Origin of the sequence: Rhizobium sp. 007 (assembly GCF_015353075.1) — a bacterium.
GTDB lineage: Bacteria > Pseudomonadota > Alphaproteobacteria > Rhizobiales > Rhizobiaceae > Rhizobium.
In genome coordinates, this window is sequence record NZ_CP064187.1 from 2,994,425 (window position 1) to 3,015,024 (window position 20,600).

The 20,600-nt window shown below is 61.0% G+C and carries 19 protein-coding genes and 3 pseudogenes; 8 read left to right on the forward strand and 14 right to left on the reverse strand.

Annotated elements, in window-relative coordinates:
* Positions 1-330: 330 nt before the first annotated feature.
* From ISN39_RS14810 to ISN39_RS14835, 6 genes and pseudogenes are all read right to left on the reverse strand, one after another.
* Positions 331-696, reverse strand: a pseudogene (locus ISN39_RS14810) (alkaline phosphatase PhoX); the annotation flags it as partial.
* Positions 697-992: 296 nt separating this feature from the next.
* Positions 993-2,048, reverse strand: coding sequence for a maleylacetate reductase (locus ISN39_RS14815; protein WP_194728030.1), 1,056 nt, complete (start codon positions 2,046-2,048; stop codon positions 993-995).
* Between the two features lies 1 nt (position 2,049).
* Positions 2,050-2,937, reverse strand: a complete 888-nt coding sequence (locus ISN39_RS14820) for an intradiol ring-cleavage dioxygenase (protein ID WP_194728031.1) — start codon at positions 2,935-2,937, stop codon at positions 2,050-2,052.
* Between the two features lie 11 nt (positions 2,938-2,948).
* Entirely contained in the window at positions 2,949-3,923 is a 975-nt protein-coding gene (gene tsdA, locus ISN39_RS14825; RefSeq protein ID WP_194728032.1) for a gamma-resorcylate decarboxylase, read from the reverse strand.
* Positions 3,924-3,944: 21 nt separating this feature from the next.
* Positions 3,945-5,123: a flavin-dependent monooxygenase gene (locus ISN39_RS14830; protein ID WP_194730223.1), complete on the reverse strand. Its 1,179-nt coding sequence runs from the start codon at positions 5,121-5,123 to the stop codon at positions 3,945-3,947.
* A gap of 72 nt (positions 5,124-5,195) precedes the next feature.
* Positions 5,196-5,699, reverse strand: coding sequence for a flavin reductase family protein (locus tag ISN39_RS14835; protein WP_194728033.1), 504 nt, complete (start codon positions 5,697-5,699; stop codon positions 5,196-5,198).
* A gap of 323 nt (positions 5,700-6,022) precedes the next feature.
* Here ISN39_RS14835 and ISN39_RS14840 point away from each other — a divergent pair, with 323 nt between their 5' ends.
* Both ISN39_RS14840 and ISN39_RS14845 read left to right on the forward strand, forming a co-directional pair.
* On the forward strand, positions 6,023-7,321 hold the full coding sequence (locus ISN39_RS14840; RefSeq protein WP_194728034.1) for an aromatic acid/H+ symport family MFS transporter: 1,299 nt from the start codon (positions 6,023-6,025) through the stop codon (positions 7,319-7,321).
* 132 nt (positions 7,322-7,453) lie between these two features.
* The gene (locus ISN39_RS14845; protein ID WP_097582091.1) at positions 7,454-7,891 is read left to right on the forward strand and encodes a MarR family transcriptional regulator; all 438 of its coding nucleotides are present in this window, start codon (positions 7,454-7,456) and stop codon (positions 7,889-7,891) included.
* Between the two features lie 167 nt (positions 7,892-8,058).
* Here ISN39_RS14845 and ISN39_RS14850 read toward each other — a convergent pair whose 3' ends face one another.
* The 7 genes and pseudogenes from ISN39_RS14850 to ISN39_RS36420 form a co-directional block, all read right to left on the reverse strand.
* Positions 8,059-8,691: a maleylpyruvate isomerase N-terminal domain-containing protein gene (locus ISN39_RS14850; RefSeq protein ID WP_194728035.1), complete on the reverse strand. Its 633-nt coding sequence runs from the start codon at positions 8,689-8,691 to the stop codon at positions 8,059-8,061.
* Positions 8,688-9,791 carry a cupin domain-containing protein gene (locus tag ISN39_RS14855; RefSeq protein WP_194728036.1) on the reverse strand — a complete coding sequence of 368 codons (1,104 nt, stop codon included), beginning with the start codon at positions 9,789-9,791 and terminating at the stop codon, positions 8,688-8,690. Before ISN39_RS14855 ends, ISN39_RS14850 begins: the two co-directional genes overlap by 4 nt.
* A gap of 23 nt (positions 9,792-9,814) precedes the next feature.
* Positions 9,815-10,462, reverse strand: a complete 648-nt coding sequence (maiA, locus tag ISN39_RS14860) for a maleylacetoacetate isomerase (RefSeq protein ID WP_194728037.1) — start codon at positions 10,460-10,462, stop codon at positions 9,815-9,817.
* A gap of 2 nt (positions 10,463-10,464) precedes the next feature.
* Positions 10,465-11,160: a fumarylacetoacetate hydrolase family protein gene (locus ISN39_RS14865; protein ID WP_194728038.1), complete on the reverse strand. Its 696-nt coding sequence runs from the start codon at positions 11,158-11,160 to the stop codon at positions 10,465-10,467.
* Positions 11,161-11,288: 128 nt separating this feature from the next.
* Positions 11,289-11,963, reverse strand: coding sequence for an alpha/beta hydrolase (locus ISN39_RS14870; protein WP_246763231.1), 675 nt, complete (start codon positions 11,961-11,963; stop codon positions 11,289-11,291).
* 26 nt (positions 11,964-11,989) lie between these two features.
* Positions 11,990-13,639, reverse strand: coding sequence for a benzoate-CoA ligase family protein (locus tag ISN39_RS36415; protein WP_246763343.1), 1,650 nt, complete (start codon positions 13,637-13,639; stop codon positions 11,990-11,992).
* A gap of 147 nt (positions 13,640-13,786) precedes the next feature.
* Positions 13,787-14,818 (reverse strand): annotated as a pseudogene (locus tag ISN39_RS36420) (FAD-dependent monooxygenase); the annotation flags it as partial.
* Positions 14,819-14,844: 26 nt separating this feature from the next.
* Between ISN39_RS36420 and ISN39_RS14880 the strand changes: the two are divergent.
* The 3 genes and pseudogenes from ISN39_RS14880 to ISN39_RS36425 all read left to right on the forward strand — a co-directional run.
* Positions 14,845-15,240 (forward strand): acyl-CoA thioesterase, encoded by a 396-nt coding sequence (locus ISN39_RS14880; RefSeq protein WP_246763232.1) that lies wholly within the window; start codon positions 14,845-14,847, stop codon positions 15,238-15,240.
* The gene (locus ISN39_RS14885; protein WP_194728041.1) at positions 15,233-16,033 is read left to right on the forward strand and encodes an IclR family transcriptional regulator; all 801 of its coding nucleotides are present in this window, start codon (positions 15,233-15,235) and stop codon (positions 16,031-16,033) included. Before ISN39_RS14880 ends, ISN39_RS14885 begins: the two co-directional genes overlap by 8 nt.
* Positions 16,030-16,253, forward strand: a pseudogene (locus ISN39_RS36425) (transposase); the annotation flags it as partial. The gene ISN39_RS14885 and the pseudogene ISN39_RS36425, both read left to right, overlap by 4 nt.
* Before the next feature lie 211 nt (positions 16,254-16,464).
* On the opposite strand, the gene ISN39_RS14890 reads toward ISN39_RS36425, so the two are convergent.
* Complete coding sequence (locus ISN39_RS14890; protein ID WP_194728042.1) at positions 16,465-18,006, reverse strand: Fic family protein; 1,542 nt, start codon at positions 18,004-18,006, stop codon at positions 16,465-16,467.
* A gap of 606 nt (positions 18,007-18,612) precedes the next feature.
* On the opposite strand from ISN39_RS14890, the gene ISN39_RS14895 reads away from it, so the two are divergent.
* From ISN39_RS14895 to ISN39_RS14905, 3 genes are all read left to right on the forward strand, one after another.
* Positions 18,613-18,843 (forward strand): hypothetical protein, encoded by a 231-nt coding sequence (locus ISN39_RS14895; RefSeq protein ID WP_194728043.1) that lies wholly within the window; start codon positions 18,613-18,615, stop codon positions 18,841-18,843.
* 594 nt (positions 18,844-19,437) lie between these two features.
* Complete coding sequence (locus ISN39_RS14900; RefSeq protein WP_194728044.1) at positions 19,438-19,812, forward strand: c-type cytochrome; 375 nt, start codon at positions 19,438-19,440, stop codon at positions 19,810-19,812.
* Between the two features lie 313 nt (positions 19,813-20,125).
* Positions 20,126-20,599, forward strand: a complete 474-nt coding sequence (locus ISN39_RS14905; protein ID WP_194728045.1) for a (2Fe-2S)-binding protein — start codon at positions 20,126-20,128, stop codon at positions 20,597-20,599.
* The last annotated feature ends 1 nt before the right edge of the window (position 20,600 follow it).

Genomic DNA, 20,600 nt, shown 5'->3' on the forward strand with positions numbered 1-20,600 from the left:
GCAATGTGGAAGGCAAGCGCATATGGATCACTTACGGAACAAGCGGGCATTCCAAGGCACGCCAGGCGGAAGTCGGCGATCTGCACGTAGCCTCTAGCACCAACCGTCTCAACGCGACGCACCGCCCGGAATATCTCCTCAGCCACTTTTGGAAGGCGCGGAGTGCGGCGGCCCCTACGCCATCAGCGGCAAGGATCGCTATAGCTGCACCAACCGCAAGAAGCGCCTGCCGATCGACGAACTGGACGGACAGCGCTGCACGAACAGCAAGACGATCAAACGCCAGGAGCTTGGGGACCGCGTCCTCAACTGCCTACCGGCGGCATTCTTTTCGAAGGCCTCGTAGCCATAACGCGTTTCCGCTGCAATGCCGTAGCGCTTGAAGTCATCGGGCATGGCAAAGTTCGGATCGGTGGAACCGAAATATCCGTTGAAGTTTTCCTCGCAGGTCAGGTAGGTGCCCCACGGCGTCTTGCCGGCGCCGCAGTTATTGAAGGTCCGAGACGGCCGGTGCCGTTCGGATCGGGTTTGGATGAGATCCGAGCCGGCGGCCGGACCAGAGATTTTCGTCGGCGTTACATGGGTAATGCGGCGGTTGAACGGGCTGTCGAGGACGATCTCCCAGCCGTTGTTCCCTTCGGTGACTTCCATGACGGTGACGCCCTGCAGGTTCTGCAGGATCTTCACATCATCGGCGCAAAGGGCTCCGAGTTTCCTCAAAGCCCTTTGATATTACTCGTAAGCTTTGGTTGCGGGGGCCCGAATACACCGAGACTTGTAGGCGGTCGGTCCGAGCGCGTCTGAGGCGTAAGGCGATTTATGGAACACCTGGAACTAGGCCGACACGCCGCTCAAGCTCGGTTTTTTCCGTCTAGGTTGACGCCACGATGAAAAGCGGAGGGAATGGAAATAGAGCGGTACCATAATCTTGTACTCGATAATGCTGTTGGAGCTGCGAAGATCTGCAGGTATCGCGCGCAGATCGAAACAGTTCAGTCAAGCCAACCGCCGTCGAATGCATCCGTCAACAGCGCGCGAACGGCCGGTTCGGTGACAGGCGCCGGATTCCAATAGGGATTGGACACCGCCTGGGCGGCGGCTTCGCCTATACGCTCGCCCGGCATTCCGATTGCAGCAAGAGACAGCGGCGCACCGATCTCCCGGGTGAGGTTCCGGAGTCCGGTTGCGGCATTGTCCACACTCAGCGCCCGCGCCACTTTTGCGGCCGCTTCGGGTGCAGCCTGCATGTTGTAACGCATCGCGTAAGGCAGGATCACGCTGTGGGTTTCGGCATGCGGCAGGTCGAACATGCCGCCCAGCGTGTGGCAAAGCTTGTGATGAAGCGCCATGCCGACGCAACCCAGGCAGATGCCGCAGAGCCATGCACCATAGAGAGCATCTGAGCGGGCCTCAACGTTCAGGCTATCACGGACAATCTGCGGCAGCGCTCGCGCCAGCGCGCGGATCCCGTCCTCTGCCATCAGATTGGTCACCGGGTTGCGGTCGCAGGCGTAGAGTGCCTCGACCGCATGTGCAATCGCGTTGAGGCCGCTGACCGCTGATAAATGCACCGGAAGTTCCAGTGTGAGCGAGACGTCGTAGATAACCGTTTCCGGCAGTACGCGCATGTCACGGAGCGTGACTTTGCGGCCATCTTCGGTCTGCCCGAGAATGGGCGTCATTTCCGACCCCGCATAAGTCGTCGGCACGATGAGCTGCGGCAGATCCGTGCGAAGCGCGATTGCCTTCGAAAGGCCGGTTGTCGAGCCGCCGCCGATTGCGATCAGACCATCGGCACCGGTTTTCTCGACATACTTCATTGCCTCCTGCGTAACCTCGACAGGCGTATGCATGACCGCGCCCGAAAAGATCACGGCCTGTGTCCCGATCAGGTCCGCTACCCTTTCCGCCTCGCTGTTCTGATGAGGCGTGGAAAGGACCAGCGGCCGGGACATGCCGAGCCGCTTCACCTCATCGGCAAGCTGTTTGAGCGTGTCGGTACCGAAAATCACGCGCGTTGCCAATCCGTTGTAAACGAAGTCCTTCATCTCAGGTCTCAGCCCTTTTTGTCAGCACGAAGTCCCAGTCAACCTGCCAATAGGGGGCCTTGAGGCCCTCGTCCTCACCCACGCCGTCCTCCTGCCGCGTCCGGAAATCGGCAATGAGACTCTCCTTCACCCCGAACACTGCATCCTGATCCAGATATTGGCAATCCGGGGGGAAGATGTGGGTGACAACGGGATCGTAACCCTCGGCGCTGACGATGAAATGGATATGCGCCGCGCGGTTCGGATGCCGGCCGAGGCGCCCCAGCAGCTTGCCCACCGGCCCGTCGTCGGGGATCGGATAATAGCGCGGTTTGACGGAACGAAACCGATAGCCGCCCTCCCCGTCCGTAGTGAAGACGCCGCGCAGATTCCAATCCGGCTGCGTGCCTTTCTGCTGGACGTCGTAGAAGCCGTCGTCATTGGTCTGCCAGACGTCGATCAACGCGCCTTCGATCGGATTTCCATCGGTGTCCCTGACAAAGCCACCGACCACGAGCGGCTCACCTTTGCCGTCGAGACAGATGTTCGTCCCCCGCGCATAACGCGGTGCCTCCGGCACGTAGAACGGACCGAGAATGGTGTTCTCCGTCGCGCCCGAGGGGCGTCGATGGTTGATCGCATCGACCAGCATGGACACACCGAGCACATCCGAGAGCAGGATGAACTCCTGCCGCCACTCATTGCACATCTGGCCGGTCCTGGTGAGGAACTCGATCGCCGCCAGCCATTCCTCATGCGTCGGCTCGATCTCCTTCACCGCGGCATGAAGATGACGCACGATGGCCGACATGATCTCACGCAGGCGGGGATCGATATCCCCGCCCATACGCGTATTGACGGCCTCGACCGAGTTTTCCTCGGTGAAAAGCGGATAGTTCGTCGCGACCATCTTGCCCTCCCTCATATCCCGAAGAGTAGCTTGGCATTGGTCCGGCCGATTTTCGCCCGATCGGCCTCCGAAATCGTCGTGGTATCGAACCAATCGGCGGCGTGATCGATGTTCTCGAAGGGCCAGTCGGTCGAGAAGAGGATCCGGTCGGCGCCGATTTCCAGCATTGCATCGATGAGCGTCTGGGTACGGAAATTCCCTGATGTCGTGATGTAGAAATTCTCGTTGAAATAGTCGGCGATGCGGCGCTTGGCCGGATATTTCGGCGGCACCTTGACCCAGGCATTGCGGTGGTCGATGCGCCACATCATGTAGGGAAGGCCTTCGCCCATATGGCCGAGGATGATCCTGAGATTGGGATGCTCGTCGAACAGGCCCGATCCCATCAGGCGCAATGCATGGACCGCCGTTTCCTGGGCAAAGGCCCAGGTCGGGCCCATCAGCCAGGGGTGGCCCTCATAGATCCGGCTGTCCTGCGGCAGGGGATTGCGCGGATGCAGGTAGAACGGCACATTGAGGGCGGCGACCGTCGCCCAGAAGTCGCGATATTGCGGCAGGTCGTAATAGAGAAGCGCATCGGTATCCGCGCGCTGGCTGAAACCGTTGACCAGCGCGCCGACGAAGCCCAGCTCCTTGACGCAGCGCTCAAGTTCCCGGGCGGCCGCCTCGGGGTCCTGCAGCGGCAGGGCAGCAAAGGCACGAAAGCGGTCAGGACGCTTGGCACATTCTTCGGCTAGCGCATCATTGGCGCGGCGGGCGATATCGATGGCGCGTCCCGTCTCGGCGATGGCCTGAACCGCCGGCGCGTTAAGCGACAGGATCATGGTTTCGATGCCGTGCGCGTCCATCAGTTTCAGGCGCTTGTCCTGAATGTCGAGCAGCCGCGACTGAAGCTCGGTCCAGTAATCGCCCGGTACGAACCCGGCCGAATCCATCAGCGTTTCCGGAATGGCGAAATGTTCCTCGAGCGCGATTTTGCCTTGCATGTCTCTCTCCCCGTTCTTGTTTCAGTATTGGCCCTTCGGCTCGAGGCCGAGCATATGCTGGCCGACCATTGTGCCGACGGCATCCCAGTTCATGCTGATATGGCGGCCGACGGCATTGGCATCCCGCCAGGCCCGTTGCACCGGATTGTCCATGTTGAGGCCAAGTCCGCCGGTGGACGCGTTAAGCGCCTCCACGGCTCGCAGCGCCAGGTTGACCGCAAAGGATTGGCCGCGGCGGCTCAGCAATCTGTCCTCGATCGTGAATTCGCTGCCTGAACCTGCCAGTTCCTCGGCCCGCGCCACGTCACGCAGCAGGATCTCGCGTGCCGCATCGACGCTGGCCGCGGCTTCCGCCACCCGGAGCTGGATCGTCGCAAATTCCGCCATGCGGCTGTTACCGCCGGCGACCGCCCCGCGAGTGACTCGGGCGCCGGTGGACGCGACATAGCTCTCCAGTGCGCCCTTTGCCGCGCCGACGGCGGCGGAGGCGAGGCAGGACGGAATGCCGGTCAGAAGCGGCATGTTGAAAAGACCGGTTTGGGCATAGAACCTTGCGCCCGGCGTGCGACCGCTTGTGGCATCCGGGAATGTGAGCACGCGATATTTCGGCACGGTAACATTGCTGAGGATCAGGGTCTTGGACCCCGTTCCCGCCAGCCCCGCCACATCCCAGGTGTCCTCGATTTCATATTGCGTCGCGGGCACGAGCAGGAAGGCGGGAACCGGCTTCCGCTCGCCCTCGGCGGGGAGGATGGCGGCGCAGAGCGACCAGTCGGCATTCTCGCAGCCGCTGGCAAAAGCCCAGCGGCCGTTCAGCCGATAACCGTCTTCGGCGGCCTCAGCCATGGAGGTCGGCGCATAGGAACCGCAGAGAAGCGCATCCGGGTTTTCGCCCCAGACATCATCCTGCGCGGCCTTGGGAAACATGGCGAGCAGCCATTGATGTGCCGACAGAAGGCCCGCGACCCACCCAGTCGAGGCGCAGGCCGAGGCAAGTTCGATATTGGCGTCGACAAGCTCTGAAAAGGGCTTCGGCACGCCACCATAGGCGGCCGGCTTGACCGCATCGAAATAGCCGGCCTCGCGTAGCGCTGCGATATTTTCCGCCGGCACCCGGCGCGCCCTTTCGGTCGCCAATGCCCGGTCCCTGAATGCCGGCAGAAGCGGCAGGACCCGGTCCTTCAGGGAACCGCCGCGCATGATGCGGGCCAGGTTTTCCCCGCCGCTTTCGATGAACTCGAGTTTCATGATCTCCTCCTTCGTCTTCCGCGATCAGGCTGCCGGCTGCGAAACGCAGTAGCGGGCGTCCTCGTAGATCAGCGGTATGGTGCTGGGGGCCACGGTCGCGTGAACGACCTGACCAATGAAAAGCGTGTGGGTGCCATAAGGCACGGCAGCCATGCGGCGGCAGACGACATTGGCGTTCGCACCGTCGAGAAGCTGCATGCCGGCCTCGTGCCGCCGCCAGTTCGCCAGTCCGAAGCGCGCATGCGGCTCGACTTTGCCGGCGAATGCCTCAGACAGCGGCCGCTGAGCGTGACTGAGCACATTCACCGCGAAATCCGGCTGACACAGCAGCATTTCGTGCAGGAGGGTCCTGTTGTTGAGGCAGATCACCAGCGACGGCGGATCCATGGAAACGGAGGTGACTGCCGTGACTGTCATGCCATGGTCGATACCGTCCTTTACCGCCGTGATCACGGTGACCGTCGCTGGAAATTTTCGCATCGCGGCACGAAAATTCGCGCCGACCACTCCATCGGATAAAATCTGCATGATCTCTCTCCCATTCCTTTTTTCCAACTATTTGCATTTGCAATTATTGTCAATGCAAATATTTTCTTAGCCGTAATGGACGAGACCGTAATCGGACAACCGGTCGACGCATTTGAGGTCCCCGCCGAAGATAATTTTAATCGGCATCAGATTTTCTCTTGCAATATTTGCATTTGCAATCTTTTATTGTTGTAGGCATCGGGCGGGAGAGGACTGTCGGACAAGCGTGCCTTGCGCGCCGTTCACAAACCCGATGACGAAGGGGGAGTCTTTGATTTTTGGGCTTCAGCCTTTTTTCAAAGCGAGATCACGGAGGAGGAGCCATGTCTTCGCAGGAAATGAGCGCCATGGTGGCGCAAACCAAAAGTACGGCAAGTGTCATTGCCATGTGCGGCTTCATGATAATGTTCGACGGCTATGACTTAGTCGTCTTCGGTGTCATTGCACCCGCGCTGCTCACGCAGGTGGAATGGGCCCTGGATCCGTCTCTCGTCGGCCGCGCCGCCGCCTTGACCCTGTTCGGCATGCTGCTCGGTGCTGCAATCGCCGGCACTCTCGCCGATCGCATTGGCCGGAAGAAAGTCGTTCTCGGTAGCCTCGCCAGCTTTTCCGTCATGATGATCGCAAGCGGGCTTGCTCCGAACTTCCCGGTCTTCGCAGGCACGCGCTTCCTGAGCGGGCTCGGGCTTGGCGCGCTTCTGCCGACAGTGACCGCACTCATTCTCGAATTCTCACCCACCAAACGAAAGGCGCTGGCCAACTCGCTGTCCTTTATGGGCTATCTGCTGGGCGGCATTCTCTCGGGTATTCTTGGCATGCTGATCCTGCAGCATTACGGCTGGCGTCCCCTGATGATCATCGGCGGCGCGCCTTTGCTGGCACTGCCGTTCCTGATCAAGTCACTGCCTGAGTCGCCCGACTGGCTCGCCGCCAAAGGCCGCCGTGCCGAGGCTGACGCAATCTGCGATACTTTCGGCCTGGAACGGGTTCTGCACCAGCCGACCACCTCTGGAAAGCAGGGTATCCTGGCGCTGTTTGCGGAAGGGCGGCTTGCGCTGACGCTGAACGCCTGGGGGATTCATTTCTGCTCCCTGCTGCTGACCTTCGGCATGGTGAACTGGCTGCCAACCATCATGAACAAGATGGGTTACGACATCAGTTCGGCGCTGCTGTTTGCGATCATGCTCAATGTCGGCGCCGCCATCGGTATCGTCATTGCCGGCCGGATTGCCGATAGGGGCCATGTGAAGATGACTGTCGCCGTATTGTTCGCGATCGGCGCCGCAACGATCTACATGCTTACGCTGAAGCAGGGCGTTCTCATGTACGCACTTGTCGCTCTTGCCGGCGCCGGTACAATCGGAACCCAAATCCTCTCGAATGTTCTGGTCGGCCGCTTCTATCCTGTCCAGATCCGCGGAACGGGCCTCGGCTTTTCGCTCGCGGTCGGCCGGCTGGGTGGTATCGCCGGACCGCTGATCGGTGGCGCCGTGCTGCAGCGAGGGCTCGCACCGGAGTGGAACTTCTACATCTTCTCGATAACGGCAGTGGTTGGCTGCGTTTTGACGGCCCTCACCTTCCTGCATGTGACGACCGAGAAGGGAAGTGTCATCGCGCACTGACCGGCAGGAATACCCGCGATCATAGCCGGCCTCGATGAGGCCGGCTTTCATTTGCCCGGACGAACGCGACATTTGATTGCACATGCCCTCGGCTACGGCTATTCAGTGCAGATGCAATAATTGCGAGCGAAAATGTCCTATCGATTTACCGGATCTCTTCCCTATCTTCTCAATCGCGTCGGCGTGCGCATGGGCGAGCTTTTTTTGGAACGGCTGCACGATTTTGACGTTACCTTGCCCATGTACCGCGTCCTGGCCATCCTGAAGCAGGAGGGCCCGCAAAGGCTGACAGATCTGAGCCCCATGGTTACGGTCGAAATCTCCACCCTGTCGCGTCTGGTCACAGTGATGAAGAAGAAAGGACTGGTGTCGCGCACCCGGCCCGACGACGGGCGCACGGTTTCGATCATGCTTACGCCCTCGGGCGATGCGCTCGTGCAGAAGTTGATGCCGCTCGCAGCAGAGTTCGAGGCGGTCGGCGTCGAGACATTCAGCGAGGCTGAAGTGGCCTGGCTGAAATCGGCGCTGAAGATCATCCATACCAACCTGGACAAGCTCGAAGCACGCTGACGTGCCGAGGTGGAAACTATCCTAGGCCGGTCCGATGGCGGGAGGCGGCGCGAGGGCAGGCAGGGCACCACCTTCGGCGCTTAGTTTGCCTACGCCCTTTCCGCTGAGCCAACCCGCGAGGTCGCGGGCGGTCCCCCTGACGATTATTGCTGGCGCCTGGCCCATGATCAGTGGGGCGGCCCGATCGGTCGCGACCAGCGCGAACCCGGAAGCCGTCGCGAGGCCTGGTCGAGGATCAGGAAATCGACGAAATCCGCCGGCATATCCGCAAACCGGCCGCCAGAATTCAGATCGATGGCAAGAAGCCAGAGCTTGCGAGCCCGCGTCAGTGGCGTATCGCGCAGTTGGGTCTTTCGTCCTGTGGTGTCGGCCACCGAGCGGCCCCAGTCTTCATTGCTCAAATCGCGCCATTCGACATTGAGATGAACCGCAGAATGGTCGAAGAGATAACGCAATGCCCGCGAGGGCTGGGTAATGCCGAATTCGAGATCGTCGGCGGCAACGTCGAGATTGCGCGGAAAAGGTCCGGCCTCGCCGGCCCTTCCCCAAGCCACGAATTCGCTCAGGAGACGCGCATGGTAACCGGCATAAGCGACAAGCCGCCGCCGGCTGAACCCTTCCACGACGCTAGGTTCGTCAAGAGCGCGATCGGAGAGATCGTTGAGCAAGCGGGCGAAATAGGCCGTGCCGCGTCGAGCCCAGTCCAGCGCTTGCGAGGGCGCGAGCGCTGCGTCATGTCGCGCGCCGCTGCCCTGCCTTTCGCGCAATGCGATCCGGGCCTCCTCCAGCGTCTGGCTCATGTTTCGGCCATTTCGACATGGCTACGCATGAAATTCAGTCGCTCCATGATCGGCGCATCGGAAAAGCGGAACAGGTCGAATTGCGTTTCGGCTTGAAGCGACCAGGGAATCCAGGACGGGATCACGAAAATATCTCCGATATCCAGCTTATGCGTAACACCGCCGATCACGGCCGCGCCCTTACCGTCGAAGACCTGGAACACGGTCGAGCCCACCTCGCGGCGCGGCGGCGTGTCGGTGCCCGCGCGCAAGCGGTGGAATTCGCAGCGGATGGTCGACATGACATCGCCTCCGGTCGTGGGGTTGACGTAGCGGATGGCAGCATGACCTTGCTCGACGGTCGCGGGCTGGCCTTCTTCCTCAAGAAGCAGCTGCTCTGTCAGCGCGCGGTCCGTATGTTCCCAGCGATAGGCGCCGATCGGCGAAGCAACCGTATCCCGCAGGCCCGACAGCGGGCGAAGGCCCGGATGGCACCAGAGCCGCTCTCCCCGCGAGAAGCGCGGCGTCGCGTAGTCCGTCACCCGGTCGGAACCGAATTCGAAGAAGCCTACATCGTTCTGTTGCGCAAACGGAATATCGAGCCCGTCGATCCAGGCCATCGGCTTGTCGGTATCGTTGTGATGGCCGTGAAAATGCCAGCCGGGCGTCAGAAGCAGGTCGCCCCGGCTCATGCGTACGGGATCGCCGTTCACCACCGTCCAGACGCCTTCGCCTTCGACCACGAAGCGGAAGGCGTTTTGCGCATGGCGATGCTCAGGCGCCGTCTCACGCGGGCCGAGATACTGGATCGCGGCCCAGAGCGTGGGGCTGACATAAGCATGTCCACCAAGGCCCGGATTGGCAAGGCCGATGGCCCGCCGTTCGCCGCCACGGCCCACGGGCACCAGGTCCCCCGATGTCTGGGCGAGCGGCAGGAGATCGGCCCATTTCCACACATGCGGGACAGCCTTGGGCTTCGGATGACGCGGCATGAGATCGCCGAGCTGTGTCCAGAGCGGCATCAGATGCATCGCCTCGAAGCCCTCATACAGCGCGCGCAATTCCGGCGTATCATCAGGCTGCATCGCATTGGCCGGCTTGCCGTGGATCTCATCATGCATGGCATATCCTCCGTTTCACGGTCTCAGGCCGCATCGGGTTGCCGGGGCGGCGCGGCGTTGCTGAACGCCGGTATTGTGTCGAGGCGCGCGAAAATCCGTTGGATGGTCGGCCAGGCCGACGTGGCGATCCCGAAGCGCTGATTGTTCCAGACCTGCGCATAAAGGCAGATGTCGGCGAGGCCCGGCACGTCGCCGTGGCAGAAGGCGCCGGTGCGCGGATGGCAAGCCAGCATCGTCTCAAGCGCGTCGAACGTCGTCGCCACCCAATGGGTGAACCATTCCTTCTGGCCATCCTCGCTCGCGCCGAAGCGGTCGGCGAGATAGCCGAGCACGCGCAGATTGTTCAGCGGGTGGATTTCGCAGGCGATCATATAGGCAAGCGCACGCACCCGTGCCCGCCCATCCGGATCGGTGGGCAGCAACGCGGGCGTGGGATGCGTCTCCTCCAGCCATTCGATGATGGCGAGCGATTGCGTCAGAAAGCTTGCGTCTTCCCGCTCCAGAACAGGCACGAGACCCTGGGGGTTCATCGCCAGATATTCGGGCTTTCGCGTATCGCCACGGCGCAGGACATAGGGGACATAATCATAGGCCAACCCCTTGAGATTGAGCGCTGCGCGCAGCCGCGTCGATGTCGAGGAGCGGAAGAAATTGTGGAGCTTGAGGACCATTTTCAGTCCCTCGGCCCGATCGTGGTGGAAATCTCGCCCAGACCCTTGATGCTCACGGTGCAAACATCACCCGGCACCAGCGGACCGACCCCGGCCGGCGTTCCCGTCATGATGAGATCGCCGGGCGCAAGCGCGATCGAATGCGAGAGATAGGAAATGACTTCCGGAACCGACCATATCAGTTCGGCCAGATCCGCATCCTGCTTGACCACGCCATTGACCGCAAGCCGGATCGACCCCTTCGCGGGATGCCCCGTCTCCGATACCGCATGCACCGGGCCGATAATGGCGGAGCGGTCGAACGCCTTGCCGAAATCCCAGGGCCGGCCCACGTCACGCGCGGCCAATTGTAGGTCGCGCCGCGTCAGATCATTGCCGACAGCATAGCCCCAGATGTGATCGAGCGCGTCCGCCTCCGCTATGTTGCATCCACCCTTGCCGATCGCCACGACCAGCTCGGCCTCGTAGTGGAAATTCTCGGTCTGGGGCGGATAGGCCACGGTTTCACCGGAATCGACCACGGCATCCGCCGGCTTGCTGAAGAAGAATGGCGGCTCCCGGTCAGGGTCCTTGCCCATTTCGCGCGCATGCGCCTCATAATTGCGGCCGACGCAGAATATCCTGCGTACCGGAAATCTGGCATCCGATCCGGCGACGGCGACGGTGGGGGTGGCAGGAGCGGGTAGGACCAGGGTCATCTATCTTTCCTTGTTGGTTGCAGTTCTGGCTCCGCGGTGATCCGCGGAGCGTTTGGGCTTTCGCCTATGTTTGCGGCTTCAATCCCGCCCGGCTTCCATGATCTTCTCGCCCAGCAGCACGGGCGCCGTTACATGCGTCGAATGACTGCCGGGCATGCTGACCAGACGGTAGAGCCGAGCTTTTCCGAAAGACGCGGATGGAAGGGTAGCGACTGCGGCAGCGACGCATCTTCCGTGCAGTGCAGGAAGGACTTGCCGATCATGAGCTCCGCCGGGTTCTTCGAGAGCCTGATCCTGTCGTTCATCGTGTTGAAGGGCTGGGCGTTGAGGCTGTCGAAGAGCGACTGCGCCTGCTCCTCCGTTCCGTCGTTGATGAAGGCTTCACGCAGGATCGGATAGGGAAACAAAACTTCGCCGGTCTCGCCGGCAAGCTGCGGAAACAGCGCCTGATAATGCGGCGGGCACATATCGATCAGGCTTTCGCCATTGTTGGGCACGAGGGCGCTGAAATAGACGAGACGACGCACACGTCCCGGACCCAACCGGTCGGCTGCCCCGGTGATGGCAATGCCGCCCCAGCTGTGGCCGACCAGAACCGCGTCCTGAATGTCGTTTTCCTCGAAGAACGCCACGAGGGAGTCGATCGCATCGTCCAGTGTCACGGCCTTGCGGTCGTCTCCCGGCCGGTTGCCCTTCAGCGTCGGGCAGTGGACGGTATGCCCGGCTGCGCGAATGGGCGCGGCGCAAGCCTCAAAATGGCTGCCATCATGACATGCGCCATGGACAAGTACATACGTTCCCATGGTCTCCCCTCCTCTGGTCATACGCTTCAAAGTCCGATTGCAGCATCTTGCCGCACCGGCATCGCAGCCAGTGCCTGGCGATCGATCTTCCCTGTTCCGGTCTTCGGCAGGTCGGCGACATAATCCACGATGCGCGGATATTTGTAGGGCTGCAGCCGCGTCTTCACATAGGCGCGCAACGCATCCGACTGCACTTCAGTCGCGGCGCGCCCCTCCCTCAGCCTGATCACGGCCCGCAGCGTCATTCGGCGGTCTTCGAGTTGATGGGCCATGACCGCGCATTCATGGACATCGGGATGCTCGTTGAGACAGCGTTCAACCTCAAGCGGCCAGACCCATTGGCCCGAAACCTTGATAAGCTCGTCGGCGCGGCCCTGGAAATAATAGTAACCGTCAACCTCGATGAAGCGGTCGCCGGTATAGATCCAGTCGCCCCGCATCGTCTCCTTCGTCTTGTCGGACCGGTTCCAGTAAGACGGAGCGGAAGAATCGCCCCGCACGAACATGACGCCCTCCTCTCCGGGCTCTGGCACCCTGCCATCCGGCGTCTCGAGCCGGATTTCGTAGCCCGGCACCCGCGCGCCGGCCGAACCGATGCGGTGATCGGAAAGGCTGTTCGAGAGGTAGATGTGAAGCAGTTCGGTCGACCCCAGTCCCTCGGTCGGACCATGGCCGGTCAGACTTTTCCAGGCGTCGTAAATATCCTGCGACAGGATTTCCGCCGCCGACATCGATTGCCGGAGCGAACTCAGATCGCGCGTCCCGACATTTTCCGTCCGCGCCAGCGCCGTATAAAGCGTCGGCAATCCGAAGAGCACCGTCGGCCGGTATTTTTCGATCATGTCGAGCACCGCGTCGGGCCTCGGCTGGCCCGGCATCAGAAGCGTAGTCGCGCCGATCGAAAACGGGAATGTGAGGGCGTTGCCGAAGCCATAGGCAAAGAAGATCTTCGGGACGGAGAAGCAAATGTCATCCTCGGCGAGCTTGAGCGCATGCTTGCCAAAGGAGGCCTGCGTATAGGCCATGTCATGGTGGAGGTGGACGATCCCCTTGGGCCTCCCCGTCGAACCCGAGGAATACATCCAGAAGGCCATGTCCTCTGGCCCGGTATCGGCGCAATCGAGCGTGTCGGGCTGCCCAGCAAGAAAGTCCGCCGCCGCGATGCGCCCTTCACCATCCGCCGCGCCATTGACGATCACCACCCGCTCGAGCGTCGTGCCGTGTAGCGCCTCGCCCTCAAAGCGCCTCGCAAGCGCTGCTTCGCACAGCGCGATCTTCGCGCCCGTGTCCTGAAGGAAGAAATTCAGCACATCGGCCGTGGTCTGGGTGTTGAGCAGGACCGGCACGAAGCCAGCTCGGACTGCTCCGAAGAAGGCAGCCGGATAGACAGGCGTGTCGTCGAGGAAGAACGGAATCCGGTCGCCACGCTTAAGCCCAGCGGCGATGAAGGCATTCCCCCAGCGTGCCGCCTCGGCCACCAACTCGGCATAGGTCAGCGATCCCGCCGGGCCGATCAGCGCAAGCTTGTCCGGATTGCGGAAGAGATTGTCCCAGAGGATTGAAGAACAATTCGGATGGTCCTCCCGCCTGAAGCCGACCTCCGTAGCACCCGCGTTATCGTGGCCGACGGGATCGACGATATTGCCGCCGCCCTTCTCCGCATCGTATCTTGCCATGAAGCCGGGAGCCATCCGGCGCAGCCTGTCCATATCGACACGGCCCGAGCGCATCAGATAGTCGAGCCCGAAATCGACCGGCGACAGATCCATCTTGGCGGCAAAATTCTCATACCATGTGGCGGACGTGTTGGCGGCATCGACGATCTTCCTGGCAATCGGCTGGCGCTCCGCCTGATAGGCAGCCAATGCCTCTTCGACATCGTCGTGAGACGAGAGTGCCCGGACAAGCGCGATGGCATCCTCCATGGCAAGCCGCGTGCCGGAGCCGATGGAGAAGTGGGCGGTATGAGCGGCATCCCCGAGAAGCACGTGACGGCCGACTACCCAGTTTTCGCACCAGAGACGAGGAAACTGCCGCCAGGTGGACTTATTGGTGATCAGCGGCGCGCCATCAAGAAGATCGGCGAAGATCGCCTCGCAGGCCCGCGCGCTCTCGGCCTCGTCCATGGCCGCAAAGCCATAGGCCTGGAATGTGGCGTCGTCGCATTCGACGATGAAGGTACTGCGATCGGGCTGATAGCGGTAGTGATGCGCATTGAACGCACCCCTCTGCATTTTCACGAAAGTCTGGGTCAGGGTGTCGAAAGGCCGTTCCGTGCCGAACCAGGCAAAATGATTGCTGAAATGCTCGATCGTCGGCGCAAAGTCCGCCTGGTTGGACCGCCGCACCAGCGAGTTCAGCCCGTCGGCGCCGATGATCAGGTCGGCCTGCACTTCGTCCAGCGATTCGATCAGATGTGAAAAACGGATTTCGACGCCGAGGGCTTCTGCGCGCTTGCGCAGGACCTCGATCAGTTCCAGCCGCCCGATGGCCGAGAAACCGACGCCATCGAGGACGGCCTGCCCACCGGGAAGGTTCAAGGTCATGTTGCGCCAGCGCTCCATGGCGGGCGTGACGAGATCATGCGTTTCCGGATCATCCGCCTTCAGGAAATCCAGCGCCTGATCGGAAAAGACTACACCGAATCCGAAGGTCGCACCTTCAGGATTCTGTTCCGTCACGCGGAGGCGCAGATGCGGCATGGCACGCCGCAAGAGGATTGCGGTGTAGAGCCCCGCAGGGCCTCCCCCCAGTATCTCCACGCTGGACAGTTGCGACATGTTTCCTCCCAAAGTCACTCGACAGTTCCCGATCCTGATGATAGATATTTTTCCACACAGTGCAACTAGTTTCATACAGTGGAAAAATGAGAAGCGTACATGTGCTTGAATATTCGGTGAGTTTTGGCGACTGCGATCCGGCGGGGATCGTTTTCTACCCCCGGACCTACGCTTGGTTTGACCGCGCCTTCCACGACTGGTTGCGTAACTTTGGGGGCCATGGAAAAATCTGCCAAACCCTCGGCGCGGTCGGCATCGGCCTCCTGGAAGCAAAGGCACAGTTCCGCAGGCCTATGCGCGACGGCGACCGGCTTCGCATCGCGCTTTCCATCGAGGAGTGGGGCCGCAAAACCCTGCGGCTCGGCTATGAGATCACGGTAGCAGGCGAGGTCGCGGCTGTGGGCGGCGAGGTCCGGGGCCTGTTCAAGCCGGCGGGCGATGCTATTGTCGCCAGCGAAATAGAGGTACTGCGCATATTACTAGGTGAAGATGGATAAGGACGACGAAAGCGATCGCCAGTCCGGCGGCATCCAGTCGCTGGACGCGGCGTTGAAGCTCTTGAGCGCGATGGGCGGCTATCTGCGTCCGATGTCGCTGTCGGAACTCGCGCGCGACTGCGGCATGCCACCGAGCAAGGTGCACCGCTATCTGACGTCATTCCTAAACGCGGGCCTGGTCGTTCAGGCTGGCAAGTCCGGCAAATACGATCTCGGTGAAGGCGCGATCGCGCTCGGTCTTGCGGCGCTCGCCCGGCATGACTTCGTCAATCGTGCGTCCGACGCTCTTCCGGAGCTCTGCCTCGAATCCGGCCTGACCGTGCTTCTGTCGGTCTGGGGCACGCATGGTGCGACCGTCGTCCGCTGGGAGCGCGCCGCCACGCCCACGGTCACGTCGATGGGCCTCGGCACCATCCTGCCGCTTCTTAACTCCGCGACCGGACGGGCCTTTCTCACCTGGGCTCCGCCGGCGCCGCTTCAGGCGATCCGCGAAGCGGAACTACGCGCCGCACGCAAGGCATCATCCACCGTGAACAGCCAATTGCGAACGGAGCAGGACATCGACAGAATGACCGAGACGTTCCGAATGCGTGGATTCTCATCAGTGGAAGGACGCTTCATTCCCGGCCTCGTTGCGATTGCCGCACCCATCCTCGATTGGCAGGGTAGAGCCCAATGCGTGATCACCCTCATAGGCACGGACCCCGCAGTGACGGAGCCGGGTTCCGATGCTGTGCGGAAGCTCATAGGATTCTGCGAGAAACTATCCTTTTCGCCGATAATCACCGGCTGACGGGCCGCCCCAAATACGCCTTCCGGGGCCGCGACGGCGTGATCCAGGCCCTGGCGCCGGCACACATCGTCGAAAGCGGTTCTGCCGACAGAACGACTGCTTGCCTATATTGCAGTCTCCAAATACCCTGGCGGTCTTCGCTTTACCGGCAGGAGGCGATCTACCTGCGCGACGGCATCCAATCAGCCGGTCGTTGATAGTGCAGTGGATGGGGCATCTGAGCGGCAGCGTATCGTGTGGGATCGCAGTTTCGGCCGCTACAGCCTATAGCGTGGTTGCGGGGGGCAGGATTTAATTATTACTTGCGCTCGCCGCAAGTAATAATGGTTGCAGGCTTTGAGACGCGAAAACTCCCTTGTTTATCAACGCATTTCAGAGCGCATCTCAACGTTTAGCAGCGATGCCAGCCGTTCTTGGAGGGTCGGAGGGCGTCAATCGTGCCGCTGGTCCGCGTAGAGCGCCTCGATCCTTGCAATCTCGTCTTCTGTCAGCGCGGCGAATTCCTTCTCCCGCGCCCGCTTCGAGAGCGTCCCGCCATTCTGATGCAGGAAGCGGAAAAGAAGATCGAGCAGACGATCCGGCATGTCGATCATAAGCGACAGGCCGGCCCTGAACCCGTCATAGGCCCTCAGGAACCTGGCCTCCTCCGGCAGATCTACATCGATCGTACGCGCCACGCATTGGAAGAGAAACTCCGCATGCGGCGTCGCATCAAAATAGCGGTAGAAATCCGCGGTGTCGTTCAACACCTCGACATTTCCCCGGTCGGTCGGCCTCCAGAGGACATGGGCCAGCAAACGCCGCGAGTAGCTTTCTAGTACGCGGCGATACTCATCGATGCGGTCGAGGATGACGGCTGAGACAGGAAAGACCAGCCCGGGCGGATTGAAACCACGCTCGGCAAGCACATGATGGATGAGATAGCGGTGCAGGCGGCCGTTCCCGTCCTCGAAAGGATGGATATAGGCGAATCCGAAGGCGAGCGCGGCAGCGGCAAGGACCGGATCGAGATGCCGGGCCGGCCCCTGATCGAATGCGGTCAACCCGTCGATCAGGTCCGGCAGGTCCTCATGCCGGGCGCTGATATGGTCGGGGATCGGAGCACCGCTCACGCGGTCATGCTCACCGACGAACCCGCCTTCCTGACGCAGGCCGAGGTGAACGAAGCGGGCATCCCCAATGACGATGCGCTGCAATCGCTCCAGTTCCATGCGGTCCACTGGGCGGCGCCCCGCCTCGCCAATAACCTGGCCCCAACGCTGGATGCGGTCTTGAGGCGGGTCTTCGCCCTCGATCTGGAAACTGGATCGCGAGTCCTTGAGCAGGAGGAATGCGGCGGTGCGGGCCAGAAGGTCTGCCGGAACCTCAGCGATCACGCGACGGGCTTCCTCGCCCAGATTCCGGGCGACGAAGTCATCCAGCTCCGGCGTGCGGAAAATCATCGGACACCAGGCACGTGTTCCGGGCAGATTGTTTTTCACACGATGGCGTGAAGAGGTCTCACCCTCCGATGTCCATTGCTGTTCAGGATCGACGACAAGGGCATAGGTGCCGCGGGTGGCGTTGGGCAGATCGAGCGGCTGATCGAGCAGCCATTCGTAGAGGAACCAGAGCCGTCGCGCATAGGCCCCGGTCGGGGCCGCGCGAACGATCTCGACGATGGCTTCCGGACCCGTCGCGCGAAAGAGCATTTTCAGGACAGCGAGATCCAGCCCCTCGTAGCGCAACGCAAAGGTCAGGTGGCCGGTCAGACTGGCTTCGGGCTCATGGCGGGGCGTATAGAGTTTCCAGCCCTCCGCCTGATAGACCTTATGTCGGGGGCCAATCGCAGCGAGGGTGATGGGGATCGGCACGGCCAGATCGAAGGCGTCAATCAGAGCGGCATAACCGGCCGGGATAGCCGTTTTCGGCAGCCAGCGGCCGTGAAGAACGCTGACTGGCCCTGAAAACGGCTTCTTCTGTCCCTGTTCCATGATTTTCGATGCTCGCGCCTGAGAATCCATACTAGGGAAAGCATCACCTGAAAAACAATTATAGGCAATGAATTTTGATGACTATGGCGCACGTGCGTGATTTTTGATTCTCGCACGCTTGATAGGTCTCACGGTAATAGCAGCAGGCCGGTCGGGGATTTCATCTTAACTTGCAGCAACCATGGGTGCCCTGCCTATGCGGGTATTGCTGGCGGCTAGGAACCGTCTCGGGCTTTTCACACCCCCCATCTGCAGGGAGACCCCGCAGCGCGCCCCTGAGAGGGAGGTGGCTTTACAAGATCGGACAGGCGAAGTGACTGCGAGGCTACCCCAGTCGTCCCATCCCATTGAGTTGCTCCGCCAAGCGGTCCTTGAGGGGACACGCGGTATCGCCCATTCGGCGATACATCATGAAACGAACATCTGGTAACAACGGCATGACAGGGATGAAGTGGCCGTCGATCGTAGTGCCTTAGCGCACTGGAGCGCAGTATTCGGCTATTGTGGGATACTGTAGCGTAGGAATTGGTAGCGTAGGAATTGGTTGCGGGGGCTCGCAACCAACGATTCCTGCGATTGGTCCAGCGGTGCATACGCTGCGATGCCTTGAACGGAAACTCACTGCCGACCGTTATCGATAAGGTTCGCCTAGAGGGACCTAACCGGATAGCCCGCTCGGTACTGACGGAGAACCTCGCCATTCTCGCCTATATCGCGCACGAAAGCCGCACGCTCATCCCCAGGGAAGGCGTTACGTGCTGGCGCGCGCTTGAGGCTCTTTCCTTCATGGCTTCCGAAATCCATGGAACCAAAGCCATTCTTCAAAAATTTCCCTGAGCCAGAAAAGGAGAGAGCTCGCGAAACTCGAACCAAACACTTTGCCTCCATTGCCGACCATTCGGGGAGCGCGCATCCGGTCTCGCGCGCGAAGAACTTCGCAAAATTGGTGGCCTCGCCGAAACCCAAGCGTTCGGCAATGAGGTAGATTGGCAGGTCAGCGTGATCTTCGCCAGCATGTCCGCTCCTCATCGTATTACAACCGCCTGATGAAAGCGATCGATGATCCTATGTCCGGAAGCCGAAGGGCCATAATTTCATCATCGATCGGCGATCGAGAGGACCAGCGGTAGCTCGTCATATGAGCGTCACCGGCGGCTAGTTTGGCTTATCTGCGCGTTCGAGTTACCGAATGCCCTTGAATCTGTACATTCAGAAATCCCGTTTCTAGGCTCATGCAAATAATGCGGCCTAATCCCGCGCCAGTCAGCGAGGTATCGTCGTTGCATGAACGGCGACGCTGAAGATCAACAGTTGGCTGATCGCTTGACCGCAGCATTTTCCGTGAACCCCCGCTGCCAGCGACGGTGCTGACGCGCGCAACTCCATCGTCCTTCAGGGATTTCACAGCCTGCTTATTCAGGGAGAACACGCATGATAAAAATTCTGGCTTTTGTCGCCTCCACTGCTCTGGTTCTTCTGTCAACCATAGCTCCCGCCGCTGCGGAGGGAGATGCAGCCCTGGGGCAAAAAGCGTTTCAGCGCTGTTCCGCCTGCCATTCGACCACAGACCAGAAAAAGGTGGGGCCCGGTCTCGGCGGCGTCGTTGGGCGCGCCGCCGGCTCTGTGGAGGGCGTCCGCTATTCGGCGGCCATGAAGGCGTCCGGATTGGTGTGGGACGAGGCGACCTTGGATCGATTTCTCGCAGCTCCCCGCGATGTGGTGCCGAAGACCACAATGGCCGTGAGCGTGCCCAAGCCTGAGGATCGGCAGAACATCATCGCTTATCTGAAATCGATATCGCAGTAGGTTGCCTGGCTCTTTGCGGCTTGGCGGCGGCCCGCCTAATGCATTGGGGAAAAACACTGAACCTGCTCCGGGTCCGCGCGATCTACTCCGCTTTCGCAACGCATTCAGAAACCGCGTTTCTAAAGTCATGCAGTGCGCTTCATCTAATCCGGCGTTGCCGAACAAGCTATCGTCGTTGCGGAGAGCGGGCTCCCGACCGAAAGCACCATGGCTCCGGAGGTCGGTGTCGGCAGTCGAGACTGCTGGTACTCGCGGCCGGCTGACCCCCGGGCACCGAGCATATTCATAGGAAGTATAGGAGAACCGACCAGCCATGATCACACTGAATATCAACGGCCGTCAGCACGAGGTCGATGCCGATCCGGAAACCCCCATACTTTGGGTCCTGCGCGACACGCTCGGCATGACCGGTACCAAGTTCGGATGTGGCGCCGCGCTTTGCGGTGCTTGCACCGTGCATCTCGACGGAGAGGCCGTCCGCTCCTGCAGCACCCCTCTCTCCGCTGCCGAGGGCATGAATATCACCACGATCGAAAAAACGACCGACGGCAGCGACCGCGTCGGCGCCGCCGTGCATGCGGCTTGGGTCAAGCACGACGTGGCTCAGTGCGGTTATTGTCAGAGCGGTCAGATCATGAGCGCCACGGCGTTCCTTGCATCCCTGCCAAAGGGCAAGCAGCCGACTGCCGCGGAGATTGATACCGCAATGGAAGGCAACATTTGTCGCTGCGGCACTTATGTCCGTATCCGCGCCGCCATAGCCGACGCTGCCAGCACTCTCGTCTAAA

What these genes read in the sequence shown, in the direction of transcription:
- ISN39_RS14815 (WP_194728030.1), bottom strand. Translation starts at nt 2,048, where the DNA reads ATGAAGGACTTCGTTTACAACGGATTGGCAACGCGCGTGATTTTCGGT.
- ISN39_RS14820 (WP_194728031.1), bottom strand. Translation starts at nt 2,937, where the DNA reads ATGGTCGCGACGAACTATCCGCTTTTCACCGAGGAAAACTCGGTCGAG.
- tsdA (WP_194728032.1), bottom strand. Translation starts at nt 3,923, where the DNA reads ATGCAAGGCAAAATCGCGCTCGAGGAACATTTCGCCATTCCGGAAACG.
- ISN39_RS14830 (WP_194730223.1), bottom strand. Translation starts at nt 5,123, where the DNA reads ATGCGCGGCGGTTCCCTGAAGGACCGGGTCCTGCCGCTTCTGCCGGCA.
- ISN39_RS14835 (WP_194728033.1), bottom strand. Translation starts at nt 5,699, where the DNA reads ATGCAGATTTTATCCGATGGAGTGGTCGGCGCGAATTTTCGTGCCGCG.
- ISN39_RS14840 (WP_194728034.1), top strand. Translation starts at nt 6,023, where the DNA reads ATGTCTTCGCAGGAAATGAGCGCCATGGTGGCGCAAACCAAAAGTACG.
- ISN39_RS14845 (WP_097582091.1), top strand. Translation starts at nt 7,454, where the DNA reads ATGTCCTATCGATTTACCGGATCTCTTCCCTATCTTCTCAATCGCGTC.
- ISN39_RS14850 (WP_194728035.1), bottom strand. Translation starts at nt 8,691, where the DNA reads ATGAGCCAGACGCTGGAGGAGGCCCGGATCGCATTGCGCGAAAGGCAG.
- ISN39_RS14855 (WP_194728036.1), bottom strand. Translation starts at nt 9,791, where the DNA reads ATGCATGATGAGATCCACGGCAAGCCGGCCAATGCGATGCAGCCTGAT.
- maiA (WP_194728037.1), bottom strand. Translation starts at nt 10,462, where the DNA reads ATGGTCCTCAAGCTCCACAATTTCTTCCGCTCCTCGACATCGACGCGG.
- ISN39_RS14865 (WP_194728038.1), bottom strand. Translation starts at nt 11,160, where the DNA reads ATGACCCTGGTCCTACCCGCTCCTGCCACCCCCACCGTCGCCGTCGCC.
- ISN39_RS14870 (WP_246763231.1), bottom strand. Translation starts at nt 11,963, where the DNA reads ATGGGAACGTATGTACTTGTCCATGGCGCATGTCATGATGGCAGCCAT.
- ISN39_RS36415 (WP_246763343.1), bottom strand. Translation starts at nt 13,639, where the DNA reads ATGGCAAGATACGATGCGGAGAAGGGCGGCGGCAATATCGTCGATCCC.
- ISN39_RS14885 (WP_194728041.1), top strand. Translation starts at nt 15,233, where the DNA reads ATGGATAAGGACGACGAAAGCGATCGCCAGTCCGGCGGCATCCAGTCG.
- ISN39_RS14890 (WP_194728042.1), bottom strand. Translation starts at nt 18,006, where the DNA reads ATGGAACAGGGACAGAAGAAGCCGTTTTCAGGGCCAGTCAGCGTTCTT.
- ISN39_RS14900 (WP_194728044.1), top strand. Translation starts at nt 19,438, where the DNA reads ATGATAAAAATTCTGGCTTTTGTCGCCTCCACTGCTCTGGTTCTTCTG.
- ISN39_RS14905 (WP_194728045.1), top strand. Translation starts at nt 20,126, where the DNA reads ATGATCACACTGAATATCAACGGCCGTCAGCACGAGGTCGATGCCGAT.